The organism is Reyranella sp. GW821-FHT14A01 (assembly GCF_058803965.1).
In genome coordinates, this window is the sequence record NZ_JBXAPM010000002.1 from 103,830 (window position 1) to 124,740 (window position 20,911).

19 protein-coding genes are annotated in these 20,911 nt (G+C 67.0%); 8 read left to right on the plus strand and 11 right to left on the minus strand.

Features of this window, described 5'->3' with window-relative positions; genetic code table 11:
* The first annotated feature begins 14 nt into the window (after positions 1-14).
* Positions 15-1,013: a D-2-hydroxyacid dehydrogenase gene (locus AC1ROX_RS04285; protein ID WP_493122755.1), complete on the plus strand. Its 999-nt coding sequence runs from the start codon at positions 15-17 to the stop codon at positions 1,011-1,013.
* Here AC1ROX_RS04285 and AC1ROX_RS04290 read toward each other — a convergent pair.
* From AC1ROX_RS04290 to AC1ROX_RS04315, 6 genes are all read right to left on the minus strand, one after another.
* On the minus strand, positions 977-1,921 hold the full coding sequence (locus tag AC1ROX_RS04290) for a CobW family GTP-binding protein (protein ID WP_493122757.1): 945 nt from the start codon (positions 1,919-1,921) through the stop codon (positions 977-979). The genes AC1ROX_RS04285 and AC1ROX_RS04290 overlap by 37 nt on opposite strands.
* On the minus strand, positions 1,918-3,567 hold the full coding sequence (locus AC1ROX_RS04295; RefSeq protein WP_493122759.1) for an amidohydrolase: 1,650 nt from the start codon (positions 3,565-3,567) through the stop codon (positions 1,918-1,920). The genes AC1ROX_RS04290 and AC1ROX_RS04295 overlap by 4 nt, the downstream gene beginning before the upstream one ends.
* Positions 3,568-3,631: 64 nt before the next feature.
* A complete protein-coding gene (locus AC1ROX_RS04300; RefSeq protein ID WP_493122761.1) occupies positions 3,632-4,018 on the minus strand; it encodes a hypothetical protein in 387 nt (128 codons plus the stop codon).
* Positions 4,019-4,307: 289 nt separating this feature from the next.
* Complete coding sequence (locus AC1ROX_RS04305) at positions 4,308-5,564, minus strand: acyl-CoA dehydrogenase family protein (RefSeq protein WP_493122764.1); 1,257 nt, start codon at positions 5,562-5,564, stop codon at positions 4,308-4,310.
* Positions 5,565-5,575: 11 nt separating this feature from the next.
* Positions 5,576-6,718 (minus strand): acyl-CoA dehydrogenase family protein, encoded by a 1,143-nt coding sequence (locus AC1ROX_RS04310; protein ID WP_493122766.1) that lies wholly within the window; start codon positions 6,716-6,718, stop codon positions 5,576-5,578.
* Between the two features lie 90 nt (positions 6,719-6,808).
* Complete coding sequence (locus tag AC1ROX_RS04315; RefSeq protein WP_493122768.1) at positions 6,809-10,291, minus strand: Calx-beta domain-containing protein; 3,483 nt, start codon at positions 10,289-10,291, stop codon at positions 6,809-6,811.
* Positions 10,292-10,494: 203 nt separating this feature from the next.
* On the opposite strand from AC1ROX_RS04315, the gene AC1ROX_RS04320 reads away from it, so the two are divergent.
* The 3 genes from AC1ROX_RS04320 to AC1ROX_RS04330 are packed head-to-tail and all read left to right on the plus strand — an operon-like array spanning position 10,495 to position 13,323.
* Positions 10,495-11,583, plus strand: a complete 1,089-nt coding sequence (locus AC1ROX_RS04320) for a sensor histidine kinase (protein WP_493122770.1) — start codon at positions 10,495-10,497, stop codon at positions 11,581-11,583.
* Positions 11,571-12,284 carry a LytR/AlgR family response regulator transcription factor gene (locus AC1ROX_RS04325; protein WP_493122772.1) on the plus strand — a complete coding sequence of 238 codons (714 nt, stop codon included), beginning with the start codon at positions 11,571-11,573 and terminating at the stop codon, positions 12,282-12,284. Before AC1ROX_RS04320 ends, AC1ROX_RS04325 begins: the two co-directional genes overlap by 13 nt.
* Positions 12,285-12,339: 55 nt before the next feature.
* Positions 12,340-13,323, plus strand: a complete 984-nt coding sequence (locus AC1ROX_RS04330) for a quinone oxidoreductase family protein (protein WP_493122774.1) — start codon at positions 12,340-12,342, stop codon at positions 13,321-13,323.
* Between the two features lie 170 nt (positions 13,324-13,493).
* On the opposite strand, the gene AC1ROX_RS04335 is transcribed toward AC1ROX_RS04330, so the two are convergent.
* Entirely contained in the window at positions 13,494-15,035 is a 1,542-nt protein-coding gene (locus tag AC1ROX_RS04335) for an ABC transporter substrate-binding protein (protein WP_493122776.1), read from the minus strand.
* Between the two features lie 199 nt (positions 15,036-15,234).
* On the opposite strand from AC1ROX_RS04335, the gene AC1ROX_RS04340 reads away from it, so the two are divergent.
* Positions 15,235-16,101: an isocitrate lyase/PEP mutase family protein gene (locus AC1ROX_RS04340; RefSeq protein ID WP_493122778.1), complete on the plus strand. Its 867-nt coding sequence runs from the start codon at positions 15,235-15,237 to the stop codon at positions 16,099-16,101.
* A gap of 21 nt (positions 16,102-16,122) precedes the next feature.
* Here the strand turns inward: AC1ROX_RS04340 and AC1ROX_RS04345 are convergent, their stop codons facing one another.
* Positions 16,123-17,052 (minus strand): DUF2950 family protein, encoded by a 930-nt coding sequence (locus AC1ROX_RS04345; RefSeq protein WP_493122779.1) that lies wholly within the window; start codon positions 17,050-17,052, stop codon positions 16,123-16,125.
* Positions 17,049-18,323 (minus strand): DUF3300 domain-containing protein, encoded by a 1,275-nt coding sequence (locus tag AC1ROX_RS04350; protein WP_493122781.1) that lies wholly within the window; start codon positions 18,321-18,323, stop codon positions 17,049-17,051. Before AC1ROX_RS04350 ends, AC1ROX_RS04345 begins: the two co-directional genes overlap by 4 nt.
* Before the next feature lie 177 nt (positions 18,324-18,500).
* Between AC1ROX_RS04350 and AC1ROX_RS04355 the strand changes: the two genes are divergently transcribed.
* Positions 18,501-18,944, plus strand: coding sequence for an SET domain-containing protein-lysine N-methyltransferase (locus AC1ROX_RS04355; RefSeq protein WP_493122783.1), 444 nt, complete (start codon positions 18,501-18,503; stop codon positions 18,942-18,944).
* Positions 18,945-19,000: 56 nt separating this feature from the next.
* On the plus strand, positions 19,001-19,180 hold the full coding sequence (locus tag AC1ROX_RS04360; RefSeq protein ID WP_493122785.1) for a hypothetical protein: 180 nt from the start codon (positions 19,001-19,003) through the stop codon (positions 19,178-19,180).
* 113 nt (positions 19,181-19,293) lie between these two features.
* Here the strand turns inward: AC1ROX_RS04360 and AC1ROX_RS04365 are convergent, their stop codons facing one another.
* A complete protein-coding gene (locus AC1ROX_RS04365) occupies positions 19,294-19,725 on the minus strand; it encodes a DUF3775 domain-containing protein (protein ID WP_493122787.1) in 432 nt (143 codons plus the stop codon).
* A gap of 72 nt (positions 19,726-19,797) precedes the next feature.
* Positions 19,798-20,193 carry a hypothetical protein gene (locus AC1ROX_RS04370; RefSeq protein WP_493122789.1) on the minus strand — a complete coding sequence of 132 codons (396 nt, stop codon included), beginning with the start codon at positions 20,191-20,193 and terminating at the stop codon, positions 19,798-19,800.
* 90 nt (positions 20,194-20,283) lie between these two features.
* Between AC1ROX_RS04370 and AC1ROX_RS04375 the strand changes: the two genes are divergently transcribed.
* Positions 20,284-20,907, plus strand: a complete 624-nt coding sequence (locus AC1ROX_RS04375) for a TetR/AcrR family transcriptional regulator (protein ID WP_493122791.1) — start codon at positions 20,284-20,286, stop codon at positions 20,905-20,907.
* Positions 20,908-20,911 lie beyond the last annotated feature (4 nt).

Sequence of the window (20,911 nt, forward strand, 5' to 3'; positions counted from 1 at the left end):
GTTAATCTGGATCGATGATCACTCTTCTGCTGTCGTCCCACGCGCAGCGTATCTGGGGCGAGCGCATCGCGGCCGCCGTACCTCCGGGCACGCTTTCCCTCCTGACCGCCGAGGCGGCGCTGGCCGCCGAGGGTCCCAGCCCCGCCGACATCGCCTTCATGACCCGCGAGGTCACGGGCAAATCCAGTCCGAGCAATCCGACGCCCGAACTGCAGGGCTTCGACGCGGTGGTGCGAAAATCACCGAACCTCAAATGGCTGCAGATCCATCCGGCCGGTGCGGAGCGTCCGATCTATCGCGAGCTGCGGGCGCGCGGCGTCAAGGTGACGACCGCGTCGGGTGCCACGGCGATCACCGTGGCGCACAGCACCTTGGGCGCCGTGATCGCAATCAACCGGCGTTTCCCGCTGCTGGCCGATGCGCAGCGCCGTCATGCCTGGGAGCCCCGCCTGGCCGAACGCTCGCCGCGCGATCTCGGCGGCCAGTGCGCCGTGATCGTGGGCATGGGGCCGATCGGTCAGAACATCGCCTCCTTGCTCAAGATGCTGGGCATGCGTCCGATCGGCGTGCGCCGCACGGCCGAACCCGTGGAACCCTGCGAGAAGGTCGTCGCCTACGAGCAGTTGCACGAGGTGCTGCCCCAGGCCGACTGGCTGATCCTGTGCTGCCCGGCCTCGCCGGTGACGCGCGGCATCGCCAACGCCGCGGCTTTCGCGGCGATGCCCGACGGCGCGCACTTCGTGAACGTCGCGCGCGGCGAGGTGGCGGTGGAGAAGGATGTCATCGCGGCGCTGCAGAGCGGCAAGCTGGCCGGCGCCTATCTCGACGTGTTCGAGCGCGAGCCGCTCGATCCGGCCTCGCCGCTCTGGGACCTGCCCAACGTGCTGGTCTCGCCGCACACCGCCAGCCATACGCTGGGCCAGAACGAGGCGATCTTCGGCATCTTCCTCGAAAACCTGGCGCGCTTCCGCGCCGGTCAGGCGCTGCGCAACGACGTCGACAAGCTCGGCTGAAGCGCCTGCTCCACGGCGCGGCGGTCGAGACGTGCCCGCAGGCCGATGACGACCAGCTTGCCCGGCTTTGCACCGGCCGGCGCAGCATCGATCTCGAAGCGCTGGCCGACGACGTGCAGTGCGACCCCATTCAGGATGCCCTTTGCGCGCAGGACGCCCATGCCAGGTGCGCTCAGGCGTCGGCCGAGTTCGGCGGCGTCGATGTCTTCAGGGACGTCCAGCTCCAGCGAATCGTAAAGCGAAGCCGCGTCGGGTGCGCCGAGCGTGGTGAGTGTTGCCGACAGACGAGGCAGCGCGCCGTCGCGCAAACCCAGCAGCAGGTCGGGCGCGATCTCGGCCCGTGTCGCCGGCAGGATCCGCGCCGCAGGACTTTGCGTGGCCAGCCACGTGAGGGTCTGCTGAAGCGAGGCGTCGTCGACGAGATCGCAGCGATTGGCGACGACGAGGTCCGCGGCCGCGAGCTGGCGTGTGATCGTGTCGCCGAGATAGGCATCGTCGGCCATCGTCCGTACCATCTCGACATCAACCATCACCACGATGCCGTCGATGCGGTAGGCCGGGAGCAGGGTGACGGCGCTGGCCACCATGCCGGGCAGGGCGACGCCGCTGGTTTCAATGACGACGCGTTCGATGTCCGGCTGCTGCTCGGGCAGGGCCATCAGCGTATCCATGAGATCCGAGCCGTAGCTGCAGCAGATGCAGCCGCCGGAAATCTCCAGCGTGTCGCCGTTCGACGATACGATGAGGTCACGGTCGATCGGCGTGGTGCCGAAATCGTTGACCAGCAGGGCGAGCCGCTCTCCGTCGGCGGCGCGCAGCAGGCGATTGACCAGGGTCGTCTTGCCGGTGCCGAGATAGCCGCCGATCACGGTGACCGGCAGCCGTCCGCCAGGTCGTGCCTCGGTCACGCTCCGTTGGCGGGGAAGAGCCGGCCGCCCTGCACCGTGCCCCAGATGCGCACGTCCTTGAGCTTGTCCGGCGCGATCTCCAGTGGATCGTCCTCCAGCACCGCGAAGTCGGCGCGCTTGCCGCATTCGATCGAGCCGACCTCGCCGTCGAGCTTCAGCGTCCAAGCTGCGCCCAGGGTGATCGTGCGCAGCGCGTCGGCCACCGAGATGGCCTCGCTGGTGCCGAGCGTGCGACCGCTGGCAGTGCGGCGGTTGACGGCACCCCACGCCGTGAAGAGCGGGCCGAGCGGCGTCACCGGGGCATCGGAGTGGATGGCGAGCGGCACGCCGCTGGCCAGCGCCGTCGCACAGGCGTTCATGCGCATGGCGCGCTCCGGGCCGACCGTCGTCTCGTAGTGCTGGTCGCCCCAGTAGAAGTGATGGTTGGGGAACAGGTTGGCACACATGCCGAGCCGCGCCATGCGCCGGAACTGCGCCGCGTCGGCCAGCTGGCAATGCTGCAGCGTGAAGCGATGGTCGCGCGCCGGCTGGTCGAGCAGGGCGCCTTCCAGGCAATCCAGCGCCATCTCGGTCGCCTGGTCGCCGTTGGTGTGGCTATGCACCAGCACGCCCTTCTGCAGGGCCAGTTTGTAGAGACCGGCAATCGCTTCGGGCGGCGTGTACCACAGGCCGTTCGGCGCGCCGTTGTAGTAGCCGGGAAAGCGCAGGCGGGCGGAAAAGCCCTGGATCGAGCCGTCGACGAAGAGCTTGATGGCGCCCAGCCGCAGCCGGTCGGTCGACTTGGCCTTGAGCTTCACGGCGATGTCGACGACCTGCTCGGGCGTCAGCGCCTGGAAGCGGCGGAACGACACGATGCGCACGGGAAAGCTGGCTTCACCCGTGACCCTCGCCATCATCGACACGGCTTCGTCGGGCAGCAGGTTGGCGAGATCGGTCGCGGTCGTGACGCCCTGGCGGACGCAGAGCTTGGCGAAGCGCTTCAGGCCGTCCTCGTCATTGGCCAGCGCCTCACGGTCGAAGCCGACGTGGTTGCCGACGATCGTCATCGCGTCGGGGCCCTTCAACTCGCCGGTGGGCAGACCGTCGGCGCCGAGCGGAATGCCGGGATGGTTGACGCCCTGCCGCAGCAGGCCGGCCAGTTCCAGCGCGCGCGTGTTCACGTTCAGGATGTGGCCGCTGGCATGCATCACGCCGATCGCCCGCGTCGTGGACACGCGGTCGAAGTCGGCGCGCGCGACGCGGCGGTCGCCGTAATAGATCGGATCGAGGCCCCAGCCGGCCAGCGCTTCCGTCGGCGAGGCGAGCTTGCGCTCGGCTTCCTGCAGGCGGCTCACGACATCTTCGATGGAGGCGGCGCCGGACCAGACCTTGCCTTCGGGATCCATGCGGTCGAAGCGGCCGAGATAGGTGTAGCGCCAGAACGTGCCCTCGGCGGCGTGGCTGTGGCCTTCGACGAAACCCGGCATCAGCACCTTGTCGGCGAATGTGTCGTCGAGCGTGTAGGTGCCCCAGCCCGCCAGTTCCTCCAGCGGCCCGGCGCCCAGGATGCGACCATCACGCACGGCCACATGCGTGGCCTCGGGACGGGCGGGGTTCATGGTGAGGATGCGGCGGGCGCGGAAGATCGTGATCGGGCTGGATGTCATGAGCCCGACACTAGCGGGTGGGCTATCGCGCCGCCAAGCGCGTTCAGAGACGCGGCTACTCGCCTCACGTTCGGCTGGCACTCCAAGGCTGGATGTCGAAAGTCACTTGGGAGAAGTCGATGTCAGCGGTGGATTTGTCGCCGTAGGTATAGCCCTCGATCATGGAGATGCGACCGTCCTCCAGGAACACGAGGAAGCCCATGTCATAATCGATCCCGAGCACATTTCCGTGGGCCCCGTCTAGCGGCGACTTTTCGGTCAGCAGAGGGGTATTGATTGCCACTTGCAGGTGGGAGAAGAAGCCGGAGCCCGTGTTCTCAAAAGAGATGACCTGTGCAGTCTCGATCTGTTGGCGAAGTGCCTCGGCACAGGCCGGATAGTCCGTCGCCGTAGTCACGAGAACTTTTCGCTCAATAGGCCAAAGCGCACGCATTTGAGACGTGTAGCTCATTGAGCAAGCAGCCGGAACCGGCATCGGCATGGCGAAGCCGAGACCCCGCACGGATGAGGCCGACAGCCTCAAAAGGCTGTGGTGGTTGGGGTTCTGAAGAGAGAGAGAGAGAGAGAGAGAGAGAGAAAGGTCCCTCACTCCGTTCGGGATGACATCGTTTGTTGGATCGGCGCACTGCGCAAATCCCAACAAAATTGTCATCCCGAACGGAGTGAGGGACCTTTGATCTACGGGCGACAGCCTCCCCAGGTGACTGGGGAGGTGCGCGATCTACTCCCTTTCGGGAGACCTATCGAACCGTGTTGCGCGGCACGTCGCGGAAGGGCTTGGTCGTGTCGATGCTCGGCTCCTTGGGCATCTTGAGGACGCGCTCGGAGATGATGTTGCGCTGGATCTCGTCGGTGCCGCCGGCGATCGAGGTCGCCGGCACCGAGACCAGGATTTCCGCGATCGTGCCGTTCATCGGGCTGTCGGCACCGGTCAGCAGGGCGTCGGCGCCGGAGAGCTGGGTGTGGATGCGGGCGGCGGCGCGGGCGACGTGGCTCGACACCAGCTTGCCCAGCGAGCCTTCGGGACCCTGCGGCTTGCCCTGCTGGGCAGCGGCCCGCGCACGGCGCGCCGTCCATTCGGCGGCCTTGGACATGGTCAGCAGCTTGGCGATCTCCTGCCGCACCACGGGATCGTCGAGATGGCCCGTCTCCTTGGCGCGCGACAGGATCAGGTCGACCCGGCCGGCGCGCTGCGGATACCACTTGTAGGGCTCCATCGTGGTCGCGATCTCGGCCCGCTCCTCGTCGTAGGCGCGGCCCTTGCGGTCCGATCCCATCGCCCAGGTGCGCAGCCCGTCGGCGCCGCGGCGCTCGTGCATCAGCGTCGTCGTCGTCACGGCCCAGCCGTCACCCACGTTGGCGACCAGGAACTCCGGCTCGACCACGGCGTCGGTCATGAACACCTGGTTGAACGAGGCGTGTCCGTTCATCTGCTTCAGCGGCTGCACGTTCACGCCGGGCTGGTGCATGTCGAGGATGAAGTAGGAGAGACCCTTGTGCTTGGTCTGGTCCCAATCCGTGCGGGCCAGCAGCAAGCCCCAATGGGCGTGATGGGCCGAGGTCGTCCAGACCTTCTGGCCGTTCACGACCCACTTGTTGCCGCTCATCTCGGCGCGCGTGACGGCGCCGGCCACGTCGGAGCCGGAGCCCGGCTCGCTGAACAGCTGGCACCACGTATCCTCGCCGGTGAGGATGCGGCGCAGGAACTTCTCCTTATGCAGGTCGGTGCCGTGCGCCAGGATGGTCGCCGCCGCGAGCGTGCGGATGCCGGCCTTGGCGACGCCGATCGCGCCGACCTTCTGGAATTCCTCGTCGACCACGGCCTGGAAGGCCTGCGGCAGGTCGCGGCCGTACCATTCCTTGGGCCAGGTCGGCACGCCCCAGCCCGAATCGGCCAGCTTGTTGCGCCATTCGACGAGGCCGAGCTCGGGGTTCCAGTTGGCTTCGAGCCAGGCGCGCACGTCGGCGCGGACGGAGTCTTCGGTGAGTTCGCTCATCTTCCTGCTCCTCAGGCGGCCCAGTGCTGCATCATCTGCTCGCGGTGGTGATGGGCATCGCCCAGCAGCACCTCCGAGCTCTTGGCGCGCTTGAACCAGAGATGGGTGTCGTTGTCCCAGGTGAAGCCGATGCCGCCATGGATCTGGATGGCGTGGACGGCTGTCTGAAGTGCGGCCTCGCTGGCCGCGGCCTTGGCAAGCGACGCCACCGCGACGATGTCGTCATCGCCTTCGTCAAGCGCGGCGGCGGCGTAGTAGGCGGCGGACTTGGCCAGCTCGACGTCGACCAGCATGTCGGCATGCTTGTGCTTCATCGACTGGAAGGATGCGATGGCGCGGCCGAACTGCATGCGCATCTTGGCGTATTCCAGCGCATCCTCGCGCAGCCGGTCGGAGACGCCGGCCATTTCGTTGGCGAGGCAGATCGCGGCTTCGACCATGGTGCGGGCGAAGGGAGCGGCGGCAGCGCCGGCCGTGCCGAGCAGGGTCGCTTCGACGCCCTTGAAGTCGAGGCGGGCGAGCTTGCGCGTCTCGTCCATCGTCTTGAGCAACTTGCGGGACAGGCCCCCGACATTGCCTTGGGCATCGCCCTTCACGGTGAAGAGGGAGAGACCCTCCTCGCCCTTGCTGCCGGGCGCCCGCGCGAGCACGACGATGAGATCGGCCGTATGGCCGTCGAGGACATAGCTCTTGAAGCCGTCGAGGAGGTAGCCCGCGCCCGACGGCTTGGCCGTCAAGGTCGTGGCAGCGGCATCCCAGTGCGCCGGATCCTCGACCCAGGCGAGGGTGGCGACCGTGTCGCCGGCGGCAATGCCGGGCAGCAGCGCCTGCTTCTCGGCCTCGGTGCCGGCATTCAGGATGGCACCCGTGGCAAGAACGGCGGTCGAGAAGAAAGGCGCGCAGAGCAGCGCCCGGCCCATCTCTTCCAGCACGATGCCGAGCTCGCCGAAGCCGAAGCCCTGGCCGCCATAGGCCTCGGGAATGCGCACGGCGGTCAGGCCCAGCTCGGCATTGAGCTTGCGCCAGCCATCGGGCTCGAACCCGGTCTCGGTCGCCATCAGGCGGCGCACTTCCTTGGTGGGCGAGCGCTCGGCCAGGAAGCGACGCAGGCTGGTCCTGAACTCTTCCTGCTCGCTGGAGAAGCTGAACTTCATAAACAATCCTCCCAGCGCCGATTTTAGGCACTGGGAGCGGTGACCGGAAGCGTCCCCGAAGTGTCGTGGACTGCAGGGCGAGACGCGCCCTCAGACGTGCAGCAAATCGATATGCACGGTCGCCGGATTCTGTGCGCCCGAGGCCACGAAACCGAAGCTGGTGTCGCCGTCATGGGCGATCGTTCCGTTGTACGAGGCGTTGCCGACGACATAGCCGCTCGCATCGTGCGACACGATGACGGCGTTCCAGATGTCGGTGATCTGGTTGGTCGTCTCGATCCTGACCTGCCAGCCGTTGACCGCGCTCGCACCGTCGTTCTCGAGCGTCACGCTGCCGTTGAAGCCGCCCGACCAGGAATTGACGATCGCGAACATGGCTTCGAGGTCGCCGGAGCTCGACGGCGGCGGATCGGTGGGCTCCGTCGGCGTCGTCGGTGCCGTGTCGTCGTCGACGATGGTGCCGGTGCCGGTGGCGCGCGAGATCGTGGCGCCCACCGCGTTGCTTAGCACGACGCCGAAATGCTCGTTGCCCTCGACAAGCTTGTCCGGCGAGATCTCGATCGTGATCGTCTTGCTCTGCTCGCCGGCCGCGAAGGTGACGTGGCCGTTGCTGGCGATGAAGTCCGCCGCACCGGCCTCGCCGTAGACGGTCTGGTAATCGACCGTGACTTCGTGCGTCGCCGCCTCCGAAAGGGTGAGCACGAAGCTGGCCGTCGGGCCGCTCGGCGTGCCGCCATCGCCCGGAGCGTCCTCGTGGAACTCATATTGGATGGGCGTCAGGTAGCCCATCTTGTCCTGGTTCACCGTCCGCCAGTCGTTGGCCAGGATGCCGCCGGTATCGCTGGAGTTGGGGTTCCACGACCAGAAGGTCCAGCTCACGCCCTTCTGCCCGGCCGGCAGGTCGTGCGTGCCGTTATTGTCGAGATCGCCCGACAGGTAGGACGTGATCGCCTCCAGCCACGGCGCGTCCTTGGGATCCTGGAGCCTGGTGCCGAACTCGCCGATGTAAACCGGGGCGATGTTTTCCTTGTAGATATAGCCCCACATCTGATCGAACTTCTCGGGCAGGTTCTCCGCGAAGTTGGCGCCCTGGAACCACGGTTGGGCATAGACCGAGTTGGGATAGTCGTGCGCCGAGTAGACGAGCTTGTTGTCGATATCGAGCTCGATCGGCCGGTCGCGCACGCCCATCAGGTTGCCGCCCCACCAGTAGCTCTGGCCCTGGTAGTTGGCGACACCCTCGACGAAGATCAGCATGTTGGGATTGACCTCGCCGATCGCATTGCCCGCGCGCTCGGCTGCAGCCGCCCAGTCGTTCGGTCCGCCGCCGCCCCAGGTGCCGTTGTACGGCTCGTTGTGCAGGTCCGCGCCGATCACCGCCGGATTGTCGGCGTAGCGCTCCGCCAGCATCTTCCAGTCGTTGATCCAGTCGGTTTCGCTGTGCTGGCTGTCGTACCAGAGGCCGTTCTCGGATGCGCCGGCGCCCGAGTTGTTGCGATGGTGGTCGAGGATGATCTTCAGCCCGATCTCTTCGGCATAGGCCACAATCTTGTCCATGACCTGCATCGCCGAGAGATCGCGCAGGTCCGGGTTCGCCGCGTAGTTGATGTTGGGCGTGCCCGTGCTGTGGAGCGTGTCGTTCGAGAAGGGCAGGCGGATGGTGTTGAAGCCCAGATCCGCCATCTGGTCCATCATCTCCTTGTAGTTGCGCGTCCACAGGCCGTGCGGCGCCAGGTCGTTGTTCTCGAAGCCGAACCAGTTGACGCCGGCGATCTGCACCGAGTGGCCCGCCGAGTCGACGATCTGGTTGCCCGAGGTGCTGAGCCAGCCGGGCACCGCGCCGCCGCCGGGGTTGCCCTCGGTCACCGAAGCATCGGAAATGGCGAGCGACGGCAGGGCCGTCGCTCCGTCGTCATTGACGATCGTGCCGATGCCGGTCGCGTCGGCGATGGTGGCGCCGGTCGCGCTCGACAGCACGAGGCTGAAGCCTTCGTTGGCCTCGGCAGCCGCGTCGCCGATCGTGGCGATCTGGATCGTCTTCTGCGTCTCGCCGGCGGCGAAGGTGAGCGTGCCGGACTGGGCGACATAGTCGCTGCCGGCGATGGCCGTGCCGTCGGCTGTCGCGAAATGCACGGTCACCGGGCCGGTGGCCGCGGACGACAGGCTCACCGTGAACGTGGTGTGCCCGGGCGCCGCGGCGCTCCCCTCGGCCGACGAAGCGTCATTGACCGACAGCGCGGGCAGCGGGGTGCTGTCGTCGTTGACGATGGTGCCGAGGGCCGCGCCGTCGTTGATCGTCGCACCGGCCGGCGACGACAGAATGAACTTCACCGTCTCGTTGGCTTCGACCGTCATGTCGCCGTTCACCTGGACATGGACGACCTTGGACGTCTCGCCGGCGGCAAAGGTCAGCACGCCGCTCTGGGCGATGTAGTCCTGCCCCGCCTTGGCGCTGCCGTTGGCCGTGTTGTAGGCGACCGTGACGGGGCCCGACGTCGCCGCCGACAGCGTAACGGTGAAGGCGAGAGCGCTGGTGCCGCTGTCGCCCTCGACCACCGAGGCATCCGAGACCGAAATGCGGGCATCGTCGTTCACGATCGTGCCGATGGCCTGCTTGTCGGCGATCTTGCCGCCCGTCGCCGCCGACAGGTTGACCTTGAAGGTCTGGTCGGCCTCGACCGCGGTGTCGCCGTTCACCTTGATGTTGATGACCTTCGAGGTCTCGCCGGCAGCGAAGGTGATGGTGCCGGTCTGGGCAACATAGTCCTCGCCAGCCTTGGCCGAGCCGTTCGCCGTGGCATAGGTCACCGTGACCGGGCCGCTGGTGGCTTCCGAGAGCGTGACGGTGAAGGCGAGATCGCGCGTGCCGCTGTCGCCCTCCTTCACCGAAGCATCGGCGATCGTGATGGTCGGGACGATGATGTCGTCGGTGGTGATCGTGCCGGTCGCCGCGCCGTCGGCAATGGTGGCGCCGGTCGGCGCCGAGAGGTTCAGCGACAGCGTCTCGTTCAGCTCGGCGACCTTGTCGCCGTTGACCGTGACGCTGATCGTCTTCTGCGTCTCGCCGGCGGCAAAGGTGATCGTGCCGGACTTGGCAATGTAATCCTGGCCGGCCGTCGCGGTGCCGTTGGCGGTCGCATAGTTGACGGTGACCGGTCCGGTCGCGGCCTGCGAGAGGCTGACGGTGAAGACCATCTGCTTGGTGCCGCTGTTGCCCTCGACGACCGACGCGTCGGCGACCGAGATCGTCGGCAGGACCGGCGCCGGCTCCCCGCCTTCGCCGTTCAGCGCCAGGCCTGTCGCCGTCGTGCCGCCCGTCGCGCCGGTCGCGGCCTGGAAGCCGAAGGTGATATTGCCGCCGGCCGCGATGTCGCCGTTGTAGGAGGCGTTGCGGAGGACATAGTGGGTGCCGACACGGCTCACGATCTCGGCGCCCCAGATGTTGGTGATGGCGAACCCGGCATCGAACTCGATCGTCCAGCCGTGGACAGCGGCCGCACCGGCGTCGACCACCATGTTGCCGATGAAGCCCGCGCCCCAGTTGTCCCCGACCGTGTACTTGACCGTTGCCATCGCTTCTCTCCGCTCAGTTGCGTGCGTGACCAGATGCCATCGGCATTGGGGCGCTACATCGGCAGTTCCCGGCCTACTCGATGAACGCGGCAGGAAACTCGACGAACAGGGCAGGGTTGGCCGGACAAGCGACGCTTGCCTGACCTCGCCAAATGCCCAATCTTCCGTGGGAATTCAGACGTCCCGCCCGGAGCTTCCCGACCTTGTCCGCACTGCTGCTTGCCCGGTGGAAGAGTCTGTCTTTGTTCTGGCGGATCCAGATCGCGGGCTGGGGGCTCTTCGCGATCGCCGACGTGGTGGCCCAACTCGTCGCCTTTCACAGCTTCACCGTCGCCTTTGCGCGCACGGGGCTCTTCCTGGTCTGCCTGGTGGCGATCTCGACTTCCATGCGCGGCATCTATCTCTCGCGGCCCTTCGCCAATTGGGTATCGGTCGGCGGCGTGGCCTTGATCGGCCTGCTCTCTCTGCTGGGCGCCTTGGTCATCGCAAGCACGATCGTCCTGGTCCATGAGGCTCTGCCCTGGATCGTGCCGCCCGGCCGCCGCGGCGTCGAAGAGTTTTTCCTCCCATTCGTGCATTACTTCTTTGCCCTCGTGGGATGGAGCCTCGCCTATTTCTGGCTGCGCGCGGAGATGGCGAAGCAGACGCAGCGTCGCCGGACCATGCGCGCCCAGGCCGATGCCTTGCGGGCGGAACTCGAGCAGCTGCGCCTGCAGCTCGATCCGCATTTCCTGTTCAACGCCCTGAACGGGGTTGCCGAGGAAATCCCCGAACATCCCGCGGCGGCGCTGGATATGCTGCGCAATCTCACGGCCTATCTTCGGCATTCACTCGACGGCATCAATCACACCGTGGTTACAGTCGAGGGTGAGGTGGCGGGACTCGCGGCCTATCTCGCGGTCCAGAAGGCGCGGTTCGGCGATCGCTTGCAGACCCAACTCGACGTGGCGGCCGAAGCGAAACGGCATCGCATCGCGAGCTTCCTCCTCCAGCCGCTGGTGGAGAATGCCGTCAAGCATGGAAGACGCGAGCATGGCCTCGATCTGCGCATCGACATCCAGGCGGCGGGCGATGCACTCCATATCGACGTCTCGAACGCCGGCACGCTCGCCCCGTCCGGCGCCGCCACACGTCACCAACGCCCCGGCATCGGGGTGGAGAATGTGCGGCGACGGCTCGCGCTGCATTATCCCGGGCGTCACGTTTTCGAGCTATGCGAGGTGGGCGAGCGCTCCGAGGACAGACGGGTGATCGCGACCCTCGAACTGCGGGGCGAGCCGTGCGGGTCCTGATCGTCGACGACGAGCCGCTGGCCCGCAGCGCGCTGCGGCGGTTGCTCGCCGCCCATGACGTCGAGATCGTCGGCGAGGCCGACAGCGCCGAGACCGCCCGCGCCGAGGTGGCGCGCCTGCAGCCCGACCTTCTCCTCCTCGACATTGAGCTGGGCGGCGGCGGTGACGGGTTCGACCTGATCGACCGGCTGGAACGGCAGCCCATCGTGGTCTTTGTCACGGCCTTTGCCGAACATGCGGTCGAGGCCTTCGCGGTGAATGCCGTGGATTACCTCCTGAAGCCGGTCGAGCCGGCGCGGCTCGAGGCGGCGCTGAAGCGGGCCGCTCGACAGCTCGCGCTTTCGGCACTGCCGCCCGGTCCGGGTGTGATCGAACTCAGGACGCCGCGGCGGACCCTGTTCGTCGCGCCGGCGGAGATCGTGGCGATCTCCGCCGATGGCGACTTCACGCGTGTCTTCGTGGCGGGGCAGCCGGCGGTGATGATCCTGCGCACCCTGGCGCATTTCGAAGCGCTGCTGCCGGCACCGCCTTTCATGCGGCTGGGCCGATCGGTGATGATCAATCGCGACCGGCTGCGCAGCCTCGAGGCGCCGACGCGCTCGACCGGCCGTCTCGTGCTCGACGGCATGGAGCATCCGCTGGCGATCGGCCGTGCGGCGATGGCGCGCCTGCGCGAGATATTGGGGTCCGACAAAGGCTGAGCGGTCTGGCACCGAAGCTGCAAGGCTCCCGCTGCAAACGTCACGGGAGGATTCGATGAAGGCCGTCGTCATTCACGCCACCGGTGGGCCTGAGCAGCTCGTCCTCGCCGACCTGCCCGATCCGGTGCCGGGCGCGGGCGAGGTGCTGATCGACGTCGCCTATGCCGGCTGCAACTGGGCCGACACGCAGGTCCGCATGGGCATCTATCCGCATCCCATGACCTATCCGATGGTACTGGGCTTCGAGGTCTCCGGAACGGTCGTCGCGCTGGGAGAGGGTGTGACGGGCGTCGCGGTAGGCGATCGTGTCGCGACCTTTCCGGAGAAGGGCGGCGCCTATGCCGAGAAATGCGTCGCCTCGGCCAAGGGCCTCATCAAGCTGCCCGATGCGGTCGGTCTCGATGTCGGTGCGGCCTTTCCCATCCAGGCGCTGACCGCCTGGCACATGATGTGGACGATCTACGGCGGCGTCGGGCCCGGCGATACCGTGCTGGTGAACGCGATCGGCGGCGGCGTCGGCCTCATGTGCACCCAGCTCGCCGTCCATGCCGGCGCCCGCGTCATCGGAACGACCGGCACGCCGGGCAAGGAGGCGAAGGCGCTGGCCTACGGTGCATCACGGGTCGTGGTGACCTCGCAGGAGGATTTCGAGCGGGCGGTGCTCGACTTCACCGACGGCAAAGGCGTCGATCTCGCCATCGATTCCTACGGTGCCACGATGCTCGACCGTACCTTCGGCGTCGTGAGGATGCTGGGCCACATCGTCAGCATCGGCGAAGCCGAGGGGCAGCCCTTCAAGAACATCCGCGAGCGCATCCTGCCGCGCTCGCAGACTTTCACGCGCCTGCATCTCGGCCATATCGACCAGACGTCGGCCGAATGGCAGCAGGGCGTCGCCGAAGTAATGGCGGGCCTCGCCGAGGGCTGGCTCAAGGTGCCGATCGAGGGCGTGTTCCCGCTTGCGGAAGCGGCGGACATGCACCGCCGCCTCGAAGGCCGCGGAGTCGCCGGCAAGTTGTTGTTGAAAGCTGGAGGTTGACGAAAGACAAAGGTCCTTCGCTGCGCTCAGGATGACAATTTTGTTTGGATTGGCGCAGTGCGTCGATGCAGAAAAAGATGTCATCCTGAGCGCAGCGAAGGACCTTTAAATCATGGGCCGATGGATGAAGGTCGAGCGCCGGGCAGCGCTCGACCTGAACTCATCCCGCTCTACCGATCGATCCACGCGTCCTCGAAACGCCAGCCATTGTAGATGCTGTTGAGCTGCATGATGACGCCCCTGACGTGCGGCTGCCAGCAGCCTGCCGCGCGGTTGTGGCGTATGATCGGGCGGGCGATGTCCTCCTGCAGCCGCCGGTCGATCTCCCAGACGAGTTCCTGCCGCTTCTTGCGGTCGGTCTCGCGCGACTGCTCCTCGAACAGCCTGGTCATCTCCGGATTGCAGTAGTTGTCGTAGTTCCGGAGGCTGCCGCAGGCATAGCCCTCGAAGAAGGTGACGTCGGGATCGTCGACGGCGCTGCCGCTGAGGTTCAGCGCCACCACGTAGTCCTTCTTGAAGACCCTGTTGTAGTAGATCGTCGTGTCGATGATCTCGAGTTCGCTGTCGATCCAGATGTGCTTGAGCTGGTCGATCAGGATCACCGCCGGATCCTTGAAGGTGGCGATGTTGCGCGTGCTGACCTTGATCTTCAGCCGTTTGTCCGGCCCGTAGCCCGCCTGCTTCATCAGCTCACGGCCCTCCGCGCGGGCCTTCTCGACATCGCCGTAGCCGATGATCCCCTCGAGCTTGTCGGCCGGCAGGCCCCAGACTCCGTCGGTCGGCGGCAGCATGGCGCCGCCCATCTGGCCTTCGCCTTCGTCGAGGATCTTGACGAACGACTTGCGATCCAGGGTCAGCGCCATGGCGCGGCGTATCCGTGCATCGTCGAAGGGCTGGACCTCGCGATTGACCATCAGGTTGGTGCTGACGCCGGTCTCGCGCATCGTGCACTTCGCGTGAGGGGCCTCGCGCCTGATGTTCTTGAGCAGCGGCACCGACACGTCGCTCGGGAAGGTCATGTCGAACCTGCCGGCGATGAAGGACAGCATGCGGGTCGAGCGATCGGCGATGATCGTGTACTCGATGCCGTCGAGATAGGGACGTCCCTTCTTCCAGTAGTCGGGGTTCTTCACCAGCTTGATGCCCTCGTTCATCTTGAACTCGGCCAGCTTGAAGGGCCCCGTTCCCACGGGCTTGCGTCGCATGTCGGCGGCGGACACGTGACAGGGATAGATCGGCGAGTAGCCCGAGGCGAGCAGGGCCAGAAGCGACGGTTGCGGCTGCTTCAGGTGGAGCGTGACCTCGAGCGGGCCGTCGACGGTGACCTTCTCGACGTTGCCGTACCAGGCCTGGCGCGGGTTGCGCCGGAGCTTGTCGGGGCTGAGCAGCAGATCGAAGGTGCAGCTCACGTCCTCGGCGGTGAACGGCTTGCCGTCGTGCCATTTGACGCCGTCGCGGAGCTTGAAGGTGAGGGCGCGGCCGTCGTTCTTCAGCGTCCAGCCGGTCGCGAGTTCCGGCACGACGGAATCGAGGCTGTTCTTCGCCACGTGCTGGTCGAAGATCACCAGGTTGTTGTAGAGCGCCATGAAAGGCACGGCGACCGAGACGGTCGCTTCCTCGTGGATCGAGGCACTGGGCGGCGTATCCATGTGCTGGATCTTCAGCACGCCGCCGTATTTTTGCGCCCATCCGGCGCCTGTCGGTGCAATCACTCCGGCCACTACGCAAATCAACGCGAGACACCCGTTCGGGATCTTCATGTTGTCCTCCCAGTGACGTCGTGTGTTCGTTCTTGGTCTCTCCAGTTCGATTGCAGTGCGAGAGAACCTAGACCCGATGCCGTCGCCGTGTCGACTGCGCCGGCATCTCTGCTATCGTCCGGCCCGCCAAATCACCCGGAGGAGACCTGAAGTGACCACTGCCCCCCAACGTCTGCGCGCCCTGCTGGCCGAACCCGGCCTCGTCGTCATGCCGGCGGTGTGGGACGGGCTCACTGCGAAGCTCACCTACGGCGAGGGCTTCAAGACGGCCTTCCTCTCGGGCTCGTGCGTCGCGGCGAGCCGCCTGGGCGGGCCCGATCTGGATCTCGTTTCGTTCGGCGAGATGTTCGACTCCTTCAACATGGTGCACAGCGCCGCGCCCGACCTGCTGGTGCTGGCCGATGGCGATCACGGTTACGGCAATGCGATGAACGTGCAGCGTACCGTGCGCGCCTATGGCCGCGCCGGCGCCGCCGCGGTGCTGATCGAGGACAAGATCACGCCGCGCGCGCTCACCGCGGCCGGCAAGCCCTGCCTGCCGCGCGAGGAAGCGCGCATGAAGGTCCGCGCCGCCGTCCAGGCGGCCAAGGAGTCGGGCATCCTGGTGCTGGCGCGCACCGACTGCCGCCCGACCCAGGGCATCGACGAGGCCGTCGCGCGCATCGAGATGTATGTCGAGGAAGGTGCCGACATCCTGTTCCTCGACTCGCCCGCCGACGACGAGGAGATCAAGCGCGGCGTAGCCGCCGCCAAGGGCCGGCCGTCCTTCGCGGTGCTGTCGCCGGGCGCGCCGCGCGCCACGCCCTCGCAGACGGAAGCCCTCAAGCTCGGCTTCAAGATCGGCACCTATCCGACCGGCATGCTGTCGCCGGCCGCCGCCGGCATGAAGGCGGGACTGGCCGCGCTCAAGGCCGGCGAGGCGGAGAGCAAGAGTGCCCTGTCGCCCGCCGACCTGCGCACGACCCTGGGCTATGCCGACTACGATACCACGGCCAAGCCCTTCATCGTGAAAGCCTGACGGCTTTCGCGACGTAATAGATCAAGGGGTGGTGTCGGCTTTCTCCCACCCCTTGTCGGGATTGAAGACAGTCATCAGCCCGGCGCGGGTTGCCGTGTCGGGGCCGAGGTCCTGCTCCCAGACGATGTTGTCGTGGCCCATGATGAAGGTCATGACGCCCGTCTCGCCGTAGCGCGCGGGCCAGGCAATGGCGGCGAAGCCGCCCATCATGCGGCCCTGCAGTAAATAATCGCGGGCGCCGCCGGGAGCCGCCGGTCCCTGCGCATAGAGCAGGCGATAGTTGTAGCCGTAGTGGAGTCCGGGCGAGGCGCCGTCGGGCTGGGAAACCGCGACCTGCTGGCCGAGCGGACTTGGCGGTTCGCCGGCCCTGGTCGGCCAGTAGAGGCCATCCTTGCGGCCGGCCGAGCTCATCAGCCGGCGCGAATAGGTCGGCGCCTTGTCCTTCATGGGATCGAGATCGATGTACTCGCGTTCGGCATCGCCGATCGCCAGCAGGGTCTGGATGGCGCCCAGCTCGTTGGTGCCGATGGTGCGCGCGGTCATCTCCTCCCAACCGGCCTCGACGTCGAAGCGCCATTCCGTCCCGTCCTTCACGAGCGGGATGGGCAGGGTCCAGCCCTCCGTGCCGACCTCGATGGTGGCCTTGTCGCCGTCGACGAGCGCCTTGTTGCCGGCCTTCCAGGCGTCGAGATAGTTCGTGCGATCGATGTCGAAATCACGATCGTTGGTGGGCGCGAAGAAGGTCCATCCTTCGCCCAGCATTGCAGCCATCGCCTTGCCGTCGCGCGTACGGACCGCTTCGGTAAGAGAGGCCGCCGCCGCCTCGGGGGTCGGAAAGCCCTGCAGCTTGCCGGCCTGCTGGGCTGCAGCCCGCTGCCCGGCGGCGACCGCCGCCGTGGCGATCAGGAAGGCGGGCGCCAGAAGCCTGCGCCGCTGAAGCGTGTCGCTCATCTCCGGCCTCCATGCCCGCCACCACCATGATGTCCGCCACCATGATGTCCCCCGCCACCATGATGGGCGCCACCGTGATTGGCGGCCTTGCGCGCGGCATGACGTGCGGCGTGCTGCCCGGAGGCGTGGCCGCGCGCCGCCGCTCGCCTCGCCTGTCTGGCATGATTGACGTTGTGCATGGCGTTGTGGTGCCCCGCGCCCGCGCGCGCTCCCGCCTCGGCGCCTCGGCCTTCACCGGCGCGGGCGGCAGCGCCCCGCCCTTCACCGTCGCGGCCGCCCCGGAACGCGGCGCGTTCGGCGGCCCCCGGGTGATTCTGACCGAACCGGTCGCGGTCCACCGCGTTGCGATAGGGTACGCCGCGGCGATGCGCCGGATCGTGGGCCCAGCGGCCGCCGCGAAAGGTCGTCCAGCTATGGCGGCCGCCCCACGCGTCCCAACCTCGCCAACCCCAGCCGCCGCCCCAACCGCCGCCCCAGCCCCAGCCGCCGAAGAAGGCGCCGCCGACGGCCATGCCAACGCCGAACGCCAGCCCGCCGATCAGGGCCGGGCCGGCGCCGTAGCCCCAGCCGGACGGTGGCGGGAAGTAGGTCGGCGGATAGTCCGGATAGGGCCAGGGCCCGTAGGCCGTCGCAGAGTCGTAGCTTGGCACATAGATCGTCTCGGGATTGGCCGGCTGGATCACGATGGCCGGCGGCGTATCGGGCGGTGCGCCGGCGCTTGCCGGCTGCAGCACGACCGTCTGTTGAGGCGTGGTCTTCAGCGTGCCGGCCGTCTTGGCCTGGGCGCGCAGGCGCTGGACCGACGCGGCCACGTCGGACTGCTGCGACAGCATCGCGTCGCCGACATTCTGAACCCAGTCGAGCTTGCTTGCCATCATCTGCAGGACCTGCGGAAAGGCGACCAGCGAGGCGACGCTGACGTCCCAGCCCTTGTCCTTTACGGCTGCAAGGGCCGTCTCGCCCTTGAGTGCCGGATTGTCCTTCGACCAGCGCGCCGCCTCGACCACTTCGACCGGATAGGTCGCGGCCATCAGGATCTGCGCCAGCAGATCGTCCGGATAGAGCGCGATCGGCGCCAGCATCTGGTCGAGCTGCGCCGGTGAGAAAGACCTGGCGGTTGCCGGTGTGGCGTTTGTCGAGGTCGTGGTCGCAGATGTTGGCGGGGTCTGGGTGGGCCCCGTGGACGATGGCGGCATCTGCGCCGATACCCGTGCGGCCATCCCGCTTGTCGCGATCACCGCGCCCATCACGACAACTTCACGTCGCTTCATCAAGGTCTCCGAGCCGTCCCATGTCGCGTCGCATTCTGTGGCGACGCGGTGATATAGTATCTGCAGCGTCGCTGCTTAGTCCATGCTTTGCCAGTGCATTGCGTCAGGCGCATTGCAATGTCGTGCGGGCAGGGAGTATTCACGCGAGCCCCTCCGAACCGAGAATAGTTTGAGCCCATGAAGCGCAAAGCCAGCAAGGCGTTCGTCCATCTCGGCGCCTCTTCCATCCACGGCCTGGGCTGCTTCGCCGACATCGACATCAAGAAGGATGAACTGGTCCGGGTGTGGGACGGCAAGGACAGCCGCTTCATCCCCCTCGCCAGGGCGCATGCCTCGCCGCAGATCCAGCTCATCAAGCGCTTCGGCATTCGCACAAAGGGCGGCTACTGGGCGCCGCTCGACTTCCTGCGGATTTCCACCGGCTGGTACATGAACCACGATGCCGATCCCAATATCGGGTCCGACGATGGCGACGTGACCTATTACGCCTTGCGCGACATCAAGGCGGGCGAGGAGCTCGTCATGGACTACCGTCTCATGGACGAGCAGCACAGTAATCTGAGCCGCGACGAGGAGGTCCCGGCAACGTCGCGGGCGAAGAAGTCGCGCCGCCGCCGCTGAGCAACCCGCCGCGTCTCCTGCCGTTCGCTCCTCAATCAGAGAACGAGGAGCGCGCCATGACCAACGATCCAGATCCGAAGCCCCGCGAGCGCAACAACGTCGATATCGAGCGCGATTCCGCCATCGACGAACGCGCGCCGCGGCGGGACAACGACACCGCCCGCACCGTCGAACCCGAGGATGAGGATCGTCGCGTGCGCCCGGGAGAGAAGCGGCCGCACGGCACGATGCCGTGAGTTACGACGCACTGAGGCGCAGCGGAGCGCGCAACTCCAGTTGCGCTCATGTCTTGCTGGTTGATGATGCTTGAGCGCAACTGGAGTTGCGCGCTCCAATGAGCAGCTCAGCCCTAGAGATGGTCCTTCTCGAAGTCCTCGCAGGACAGGCCGAAGGCCGAGAGCCCGTCGGCCAGGTGGTCGGCGAGCAGGGGCTGGCCGAGCAGGTAGGCTGACGTGCGCTCGTTGCGGGCGTCCCGCGCCTGGGTCTGCAGATCTTCCCAGTCTTCGATGTCGCCGTCGCCGCGGCCCAGCCACAGCAGCGCCACCAGATCGACCTGCTCATCCTCGTCGAGGGCTTCGATGAAGGCCACGAGTTCGGCCTGGGTGGGATCGTCGCCATGGGCTTCCAGGATCGAGACCCCGCCATCATCGGCGGCATTCGAGCCCGAATCCGGATCGGTCTCGACGTCCTGCCCGTCGAATTCGCGCGCCTTGACGATGATGTGGCAGACCATGTCGGTGGCGATGGCAAGGGTGGGCGGATTTGTCGTGGTGTCGGACATCGCGGATCTCCACAAAGGCGGGTCAGGCCGTCCAACGGCGCGGCCCCCCACTTCGTTGCCCCGGCTGCGTTCCTAGAGGGGCTGCTTCAGGATCCAATCCCGCGCCGGGCCGGGTTCGTGGAAGATGCGCATCGGCCGGCTGGCCGCGGCCAGCATGCCGAGGACGCGCGAAACCATGGCGACCTTGTCCTGAGCCACGACCACGGCCAGCGGCCCGACCGCGTGCATCCGGTGCGACGCGCGCATGCGCACGCCCATTTCCAGTATGGTCTCGGGATCCATGCTGGTCTCGGCGTGGAGGCCGTCGAACAGCTTGCGATAGGCATGCAGGCCCGCCCGGTCGAGCATATCGAGATAGGCCTCGAATTCGGCCCGCGTGACATCGTCCGACGCCACGGCGGCCAGCAGCTTCGCCTTGGAGTCGATGGTCCAGTGTAGCGGCATAGCGGGCCGGACTGTGGCACCCACCGGAATCTTGCGCCAGACCTGCGAAAGGAGGGGGTGACGCGCAAGCCTTGCAGCGCTAGTGCTATTACTTCCTTGTGGGAGGCTTGAACCGTGTCGTCGCATGAGACCGACCTGGCCGAGACCGCAAATGTCCGTCCCGACGGAAGGCGCCTGCGCAGCGAACGGACACGCAACCTCATCATCGAGGCCTATCTCGCGCTGTTGCAGGAGCATCGGCGCATGCCGAGTTCGGCGGAGATCGCCGCCCGGGCCGGCTATTCCGTCCGTTCGATCTTCGAGCGCTTCGCCGACCTCGATGCGCTGAGCCTCGCCACCGCGGACCATGCGATCGCGCTGGGCCAGGCGGAAGCCACGGCACGGGACACGGAGGGCGATCGCGCGACCCGCATCCGCTCGCACGTGACCACGCGCGCACAGGCCTGCGAGAAATGGCTGCCGCTGTGGCGGATCCTGACGGCCAAGCCGGTGCAGGAGCAGCTCGCGGAGCTGCGGGCCCGCGTGCGGGCCGTCCGCCGCGCCAACGTCGAGCGGCTGGAGCTGATGTACCGGCCGGAGCTCGCGACCCTCGATCCGCCGGCCCGCGAGGCGATGGTCCTGGCGCTGGCGACGCTCACCAGCTTCGAGAGCTGGGAGGCATTGCGCGAGGATTTCGGCTTGGGCTGGGAGGCGGCCCTCGACGTCTGGGCCTCCGCCATCGACCGGATGCTGCCGTAATTCC

Coding starts and splice junctions, on each gene's coding strand:
- AC1ROX_RS04285 (WP_493122755.1), top strand. CDS start 15: ATGATCACTCTTCTGCTGTCGTCCCACGCGCAGCGTATCTGGGGCGAG.
- AC1ROX_RS04295 (WP_493122759.1), bottom strand. CDS start 3,567: ATGACATCCAGCCCGATCACGATCTTCCGCGCCCGCCGCATCCTCACC.
- AC1ROX_RS04300 (WP_493122761.1), bottom strand. CDS start 4,018: ATGAGCTACACGTCTCAAATGCGTGCGCTTTGGCCTATTGAGCGAAAA.
- AC1ROX_RS04305 (WP_493122764.1), bottom strand. CDS start 5,564: ATGAGCGAACTCACCGAAGACTCCGTCCGCGCCGACGTGCGCGCCTGG.
- AC1ROX_RS04310 (WP_493122766.1), bottom strand. CDS start 6,718: ATGAAGTTCAGCTTCTCCAGCGAGCAGGAAGAGTTCAGGACCAGCCTG.
- AC1ROX_RS04315 (WP_493122768.1), bottom strand. CDS start 10,291: ATGGCAACGGTCAAGTACACGGTCGGGGACAACTGGGGCGCGGGCTTC.
- AC1ROX_RS04330 (WP_493122774.1), top strand. CDS start 12,340: ATGAAGGCCGTCGTCATTCACGCCACCGGTGGGCCTGAGCAGCTCGTC.
- AC1ROX_RS04345 (WP_493122779.1), bottom strand. CDS start 17,052: ATGAGCGACACGCTTCAGCGGCGCAGGCTTCTGGCGCCCGCCTTCCTG.
- AC1ROX_RS04350 (WP_493122781.1), bottom strand. CDS start 18,323: ATGAAGCGACGTGAAGTTGTCGTGATGGGCGCGGTGATCGCGACAAGC.
- AC1ROX_RS04355 (WP_493122783.1), top strand. CDS start 18,501: ATGAAGCGCAAAGCCAGCAAGGCGTTCGTCCATCTCGGCGCCTCTTCC.
- AC1ROX_RS04360 (WP_493122785.1), top strand. CDS start 19,001: ATGACCAACGATCCAGATCCGAAGCCCCGCGAGCGCAACAACGTCGAT.
- AC1ROX_RS04365 (WP_493122787.1), bottom strand. CDS start 19,725: ATGTCCGACACCACGACAAATCCGCCCACCCTTGCCATCGCCACCGAC.